Genomic DNA, 7,114 nt, shown 5'->3' with positions numbered 1-7,114 from the left:
CATACCAGATGGCACTCGCGCCTATGTTACAAACCAAGCTAGTAATACTGTTTCTGTCATCAATACTGCTACAAATACGGTTATTGATACGGTCCCAGTAGGTGTTGCTCCAACTGGTATAACAACCGGATTTATTTGTGAATAATATAAAAGGGACAGAGAGACACTAATCACGTTTCTCTGTTCTTTTATTATTTTCATAAAACAAACAAATGTTTACATAGACAAAACATAGATTTTATATAGACATGTACAATCGTTGTTCATGTTTTTTTAATTGAAACATACAAATAAAATGGTGGTAAGTAATTATCTTTGTCATTGAATAATTTTTATTCCGGCACCTTAGGGTGTCTTTTCTTTATATATTGGGGTAGCACCATATTACCATCAAGCTAACAAAATCGAGACACCCCCAAAACGATAAAAATAAACTTCGGTGCTATAAAAACACAAAATTTCCACTTTGAGGGTACTTTAAAATCTTAGCTTGATGGGCATATAAGGTGACCCCTATAAGAGTTTTTTTGAATCTATAAAAAATTGGTGGTTCTGGGCAACAAAAAACATTGCCATGGTTAGAAAATTATTGGGTTTGCCACTTTTGGACTAATGTTTAAATCGTTGCGAACTAACCATAAATGAAGAAAATAAGAAAACGAAAAAAGTGATACTATGACCATGCATCACTTTTTTCTTATGAATATGGCCAATCTCTCTTGTTACTAATGAATGATTCTTCCATTCTTTCTATCTAGCCCACTCTTGTTTCATGACTTTTACATACAGCTTTTCAAATTCCTTAATAGACGAGCAGTAAACACTTAGCGTTTTAATATATGTAATAAGGGAACGATTCTTTCTTTTTGGGGCCATTCAAAAAACAGATAGAATTCAAAGAACATATTGTATTCTATCTGTTTTTTATTTTTTCACATAAAGAACATTGAGCTGCTTATACTCTTATCAGTCAGATGGTTTACTAAAACATCATCATAACAGAAATAAAAACTATTTTATATTTTACTAATATACAAATACTTTTGATGAGTTTTCCTCTAACAAACTAGAATTATAATTAGGTGCTAGTACGATGTTTGTATATGTTCCTGTACCCGAAAGGTATTTGTACCTATGTTTTAACCCCAATGGAATAAAAACAGTTGCTGGACTTTCAATTATTTGCAATTCTCCTTCAACTTCCACTTCACATATGAGACCTGTACCATCTCTTCTATTCCCCCAAAAAATAAAGGCACTATCACAATGATGTGCATGAGTATCTACATGTCCTTCTAAGTTCTCATCCATATGGGCGTCGTAAAATACACGCTGTATTACATAAAATGAAGCACGTTCATCAGTTCTATAATCCATCTGTACCCAACGCTCTCCTGGACCATCACGATGATATAAAAGCTCAGATGCTCCTTTTACAAATGGTTTACTAACTCGGAGAGACTTTGAAAGCCGAGGCCCTTTTCTTTCTATTTGTTTTTGTTGTATGTTCCTTACTCTTCCTATCATTTCAGGTTGAATGCCCTCGTATGCTGAGTAATTCTGCTGAACAGCTTTTATATGATAGGATGCAGTATGAGTAAATATATTCTTTCCAATAATCGGTCTCCAATGATCTACTTGACAGCCAGTAGCTAATTGGAGAGATTGCGTTAATTCAGGAATCATCTGTAGTTTAAAGCACTGTAGATTACGCTTTTGAGATAAAAATACTGATAAATTTAGCAAATCAACAATCCCAGCACGTTCACCTATTCCGCACAATGTAGCATCAATGACAGATGCTCCTGAATCGATTGCAGCAAGAGCATTTGCCATGGCTAATCCTAAATCATTATGAAGATGAACTTCAATCTCACAAGGGAATGTCTCAACAGATTTCTTCACGATTGTCGCACACTGACCTGGCTCCCATATTCCTACAGTGTCTGCTAAACTGATTCGATCTGCTCCAGCTATATGTGCAATATTTCCAATGTAGGCGATATCTTCCCATTCCGTCCGTGAAGCATCTTCAATAGTAAAACGGATTTTCATTCCTAAAGATTTTGCTTCTTCAATAGCATGTTTCACCTGATTAATAACATAATCTTTTGATCGATTGGTATACTTTGTTTGTAAAGAAATAGGATTAATAGACGCCCAGATTCCTATCCAATCGGCACCAGCACGATAAGCCGCATGAACTTCTTCTTTTTTCGCCCGAGCATGCATAAGTATTTCGGCGTGCTTTGCAGATGCTGCAACTTCTCGGCAAATCTCTTCTTCTTCTTCAGAGATGCCAGGGTGTCCAACTTCAATAAGCCTTATTCCAAAATCCTCTAACATGTGAAGTAATGTAATTTTATCTTCCTTGGAGAAACGAATACCACATTGTTGTTCTCCTTCACGCAAGGTAGCATCTAATATTGTTAAACCCTTTTTCATTCCTGTTTGCCTTCTTTCGCTTCTATAAAGTTTAATGTTTGTTCGAATAGGGTATTACGATTCTTTTCATAAACAGCCCAGTGTGTTGCATCAGGGATTACTACTTCCTTTTTTTGCTTTGTACTTGTTAATTTTGACATCATATTTCGGTCTGCAAATATGTCATCTTCCCCGTAAATGACAAGTAATGGAGTGGTAATCTTAGATACATCATATAGGGGCTGATTTTTCCAAATATAAAATAAATCTTCAAGTGGACCAACTGGTCGACGAATCGTTTGATTATTTTTCTTACTCATAGGATCTGAATCAATAAAAACTTGTTTTACAGCATCCATTGCTTCGTTTGTAACAATTTTTTTATTTTCCATCATCATATTCCAATGATGCATTCCTTTATCAAAGTCCACCATTTGATAAGCTGGTGCTTCAGGATTAAACTGATTAGGTTGTAGTGGGTTTTCGAAAGGCTGTGTCATCATAGGAAGTGTGAACCCGTGCATATACCCATATAAAATAAGTTTATTAATATCTTGAGGATGGGATATTGCATAATTTCCAGCCACAACACCTCCATATGACCACCCAACAATATGAATTTTTTTGACGTTTCTCTTCTTTTTAATCCAATTTACAATTGTTTCTAGATCCTTAGTTGCATCATTCAAATGAATAACCGGACGGTTATGGGCAGGAGGATCTGACATTTCTTTAGGGCGAGAAGAACGACCAAACCCTCTGAAATCCATAGCCCAAGTATCATACCCTTTTCTGGCATACTCATCCATCCATGAAAATTTTGGTACATCAAATGCTTGAGCTGTAGGTACACTAAATGGTTCTAAAAATAAGATAATTTCATCAGATGTATACTGTTTTTTATTATTTAAGTTTTTATGAAGTAAAAATAAATTTTCTTCACCTTGCTGAATTTCTAATTCTTGTTTTGCCACTTTAGAAGTTTGATCATTTTGAGAAGTTTCTTTGATATTAGAACAACTAGACATAAGTATTATCAAAAAAATCCCTACTAAACTAATATGTGTCGATTTTATCTTCATTTAGAATATTCCTTTCATTTCATAGAAATGATAGCTATGATTCCAGCCGCAATAATTAATCCAGCTGGTAACCCTTTTGTAAATAGTACGGCAATAAGAGTACCTATTAAGACACCTAACAATATCGTAGGATTCATAGGTAGAACTCCTACACCTTTTCCTCCTATGTATGACACAGTAAAACCTGCTAGAATGGATCCTAATCCGATAGGAGAGGTAATTAATTTTATAACGTTTTCATTTGTAATCTTTCCAGATGTAATTGGTACTAAAAGGAATAGCATCAGAAAGAAAATACCAATTGGAAAAGAATATTGTTGAATAAGGTGTAATAAAGTTTTTTGTCCAACAGCAAGTAAAACTCCTAATAAACAAGCCGCACCAGCTAGCGCATAATCCTTAACAAGTAGAGCGAGTGTAACAATAATCCCCAGTAACAAAAAAGGAAGCATATTCTCTTACCTCATCTATAATGTTGTATAATCCCAACTATCATTTTCAGGTACAGACACATGTACCATATTTTGATTTGCAAGGTTAATTTGTATTAAATTTGGACTTATTACAGGTTTTAAGTCTTCTCGATTTATTATAAATTTAAATGCTTCAAAGCTTGCTAGAATCCCTACGATATTCGCAACGGGAGACAGTACAGCCCATGGACGATCTTCTTGTACATAATTATTTGCCCATTTCTCATCCGCACCATGCTTGATGGAATGAAGAGCACGTCCATCTTTTAATTTATGAATTTTATTTTGCATTTCCGGTGTTATCTCTTGTTGATAAGACGGGTATCCTAACGCGATTTCATAAGGCGTAGAATCAGGAGTTAAAGACATGACGCCACCTCTAAAGGGAGGTGTGACTGCAATCCAAATAGAAGGAATCCCTAATTTTTGAGCTGTACGATGGATAATTACTCTCGCTACTAAATTATCAGTTGCATCTATAATGACATCTGTATTCGTTAGAAGTTCTAATGCATTGTCCTCGGTAACAAATTCTTTCGTTATCTCTATTTGTAATAATGGATTAATGTCTTGCAAAATTTCTAAAGCGACCTCTGCCTTTCGCTGTCCTAATTTACTGGTGGAACTTAGCATTTGTCGATTGATATTACTTGCTTCAAATACATCTTGATCAATAACATGTAAAGAACCCACACCCATTCGCGCCAATTGGATAAGTGTAATTCCTCCTACGCCCCCTGCTCCAACTACAGTAACTCGAGAATTTTTTAATTTCACCTGCTCCTCTACAGAGATAACACCAATATTTCGCGTAAAACTTTCTTCATATATATTCTGCATATCATTATTTTTTGTTAACAAATTGTATTCCTCCTTACAATGTTTTATAATCCCATCCACCTTTTGGGGCTTCTTTTACTTGAACCGGGGTATGACTATCTAAATCCATTAAAATGCCTTTAGGCGCTCTAGCTAGAGGTTCACGACCAGTTAAAACTTGTATTGCTTCATGAAAACTAAATAGTGACAATAGATGAGCACGCATCGGCGTGATAATCCAGCCTACTTTTCCATTACAAAAATCTTGCGCCCACTCTTTTGGTGCGCCTTTCTCCACAGAATACCAAGCTCGACTTTTCTTTATATCAGCAATCTGTTGTCTTAATTCTTGATCTGTTAATTTGGACCCGACACTTGAGATATTTAATGCTTCTTCATAAGAAACTCCGGTTGGAAAAAATGTAGAAACAAATCCTCGTGTTGGGGGGCTACCCGACATCCCCACACTTGGTATACCTAATTCTCTAGCTGTTCTATGTATAATAACTCTTGAAGGCATATCATCTACGGCTTCTACTACAATATCATGCTCTTTTATTAGCTCGATTACATTATCTTCATCTACTCTTGTTTGTATAAAGTTTGTTGATATATAGGGATGTATATCTTTTACAACCCGTTCTGCAACTTTTGCTTTTGGTTCACCTATAACACTGGAAAGCGCTAACATTTGTCTGTTAATATTAGAAACTTCAAATTCATCGGGATCAACACCGGTAATATGCCCTATTCCCATTCGCGAAAACAGAATTGCTTCATATCCACCTACTCCCCCTAGTCCAAAAATAATGACCTTCTTATTTCGAAGACATTCTTGTTCCTGTTCAGAATACACACCAATATTCTTCTTAACCATTTCCCAATAATATGAATCCATATCCATTTTGAAGTCTCCTTTATATGTAGTAACCATTTCAAAAAATAATTCCTGTATATAAAAATAGCCTAGAAGTATGTCGTTTTTGTGTGCTATTTGTAAAAAAAATAAAAAACTTTCAATTCTAATTTTTCCAACAAATAAATATATCGCCATTTATTAAAACAGTAATGATTTCTCCTTATCTTTAGGTGAATTATAGCCTCAAAAATAAGTGTTTTTCCATGAAAAACAACGATAATTTCCTTCCATACCTAAAGATGGACTAAAGTCTTTCATGTGCTTTTCCTTATCGTAAAACCTGTGATAACACAAGATTTTGAAAACAAAAGGCCGCAAAGCGTTTTAGAAAGCGCTCTACGGCCTTTTGATTTTTTATTCTACCTAAATTTATTTCCCCTATTATTTCTACTAAGTCACTTACTATTAAGATAATCCCTAGTTGTTAATATTTTCCCTTTGAAATCACTTGGCTTAGATATATATAATCTCTAGACCTTAGCTGATTGTATCAATATATCCAAGTTTGATAGATTTCTTGCAACAAAACCAGTTTTTTATCTCATTCGTTGACGAGCAAATACAAATGCACCTATAGCCATCAACAACATACCTCCAATATATGAAATCATATCCATTGATGTTCCGCCTGTTTTAGGAAGCCACACTGATGTCTTATCATTTTCTTGAGTAGGTGGAACTTTTGAATCTGTACTTGGATCTTTTGGATCTGTACTTGGATCTTTTGGATCTGTACTTGGATCTTTTGGATCTGTACTTGGATCTTTTGGATTTACATTTGGTTCGTCCTTGATTTTTGTATTTGTGATGTCATAACCATTTACTTCGGATTTGTATCCCGTTACTGGTTGTTCTTTCACTTCATACTTGTACGCTACTCCGTTTGCATCATATACTTGTAGTTTTTCAAACGTGTACTTCCAGTTTGTTGTCACGCTTACTTCTTTCGTTTCAATAACTTTTCCATTTTGTAATAAGTCTACTTTGATGGATACTGGACGATCTATTGCGTTGTTATCATCCCAGACTTTCTTACCACTGATTTCTGTTGCTTCCGTATTTTTGTAAGTGTTCGTAATTGTTGTTCCTTCTACTTTTGTTTCATAGTCTTTCACTTTTACTTCACTTACTGTGTATTTGTACTCATTTCCTTGTCCATCATACTTTGGTAGATCTTTGAAGCTGAAATTCCAGTTGCCTTCTTTATCAGCTTTCACTTCTTGCTTGTTAAACTCTGTTCCATTTTGAAGCAATTGAACTGTGATACTTTCTGGACGTGTGTTGAACTTGTTGTTGTAGTCTTCCCAGACTTTTTTACCACTTAGTTCTGTTTTGTCCGTATTCTTGTAAGTGTTCGTAATCGTTGTTCCTTCTACTTTTGTTTCATAGTCTTTCAC

7 protein-coding genes are annotated in these 7,114 nt (G+C 35.0%); 1 reads left to right on the top strand and 6 read right to left on the bottom strand.

Going from position 1 to position 7,114, the window contains the following annotated elements; all coding sequences use genetic code 11:
* A partial coding sequence (locus Q3V31_RS29985; RefSeq protein WP_329767660.1) for a hypothetical protein occupies nt 1-145 on the top strand: 145 nt, incomplete at its 5' end.
* 881 nt (nt 146-1,026) lie between these two features.
* Here the strand turns inward: Q3V31_RS29985 and Q3V31_RS29980 are convergent.
* The 6 genes from Q3V31_RS29980 to Q3V31_RS29955 all read right to left on the bottom strand — a co-directional run.
* Complete coding sequence (locus Q3V31_RS29980; protein WP_329767659.1) at nt 1,027-2,445, bottom strand: homocitrate synthase/isopropylmalate synthase family protein; 1,419 nt, start codon at nt 2,443-2,445, stop codon at nt 1,027-1,029.
* Nucleotides 2,442-3,506 carry an alpha/beta hydrolase gene (locus Q3V31_RS29975; RefSeq protein ID WP_000695298.1) on the bottom strand — a complete coding sequence of 355 codons (1,065 nt, stop codon included), beginning with the start codon at nt 3,504-3,506 and terminating at the stop codon, nt 2,442-2,444. Before Q3V31_RS29975 ends, Q3V31_RS29980 begins: the two co-directional genes overlap by 4 nt.
* A gap of 14 nt (nt 3,507-3,520) precedes the next feature.
* On the bottom strand, nt 3,521-3,958 hold the full coding sequence (locus tag Q3V31_RS29970; RefSeq protein WP_090814576.1) for a DUF441 family protein: 438 nt from the start codon (nt 3,956-3,958) through the stop codon (nt 3,521-3,523).
* 15 nt (nt 3,959-3,973) lie between these two features.
* Nucleotides 3,974-4,840, bottom strand: a complete 867-nt coding sequence (locus Q3V31_RS29965; RefSeq protein ID WP_000956416.1) for a HesA/MoeB/ThiF family protein — start codon at nt 4,838-4,840, stop codon at nt 3,974-3,976.
* A gap of 13 nt (nt 4,841-4,853) precedes the next feature.
* Nucleotides 4,854-5,702 carry a HesA/MoeB/ThiF family protein gene (locus Q3V31_RS29960; RefSeq protein ID WP_090814579.1) on the bottom strand — a complete coding sequence of 283 codons (849 nt, stop codon included), beginning with the start codon at nt 5,700-5,702 and terminating at the stop codon, nt 4,854-4,856.
* 551 nt (nt 5,703-6,253) lie between these two features.
* A partial coding sequence (locus tag Q3V31_RS29955) for a Cna B-type domain-containing protein (protein ID WP_329767658.1) occupies nt 6,254-7,114 on the bottom strand: 861 nt, incomplete at its 5' end.

This window comes from Bacillus nitratireducens (assembly GCF_036320425.1).
Taxonomy (GTDB): domain Bacteria; phylum Bacillota; class Bacilli; order Bacillales; family Bacillaceae_G; genus Bacillus_A; species Bacillus_A nitratireducens.
Note: the sequence above shows the minus strand (reverse complement) of the source record. Positions and strands in the feature narration are given on the sequence as shown.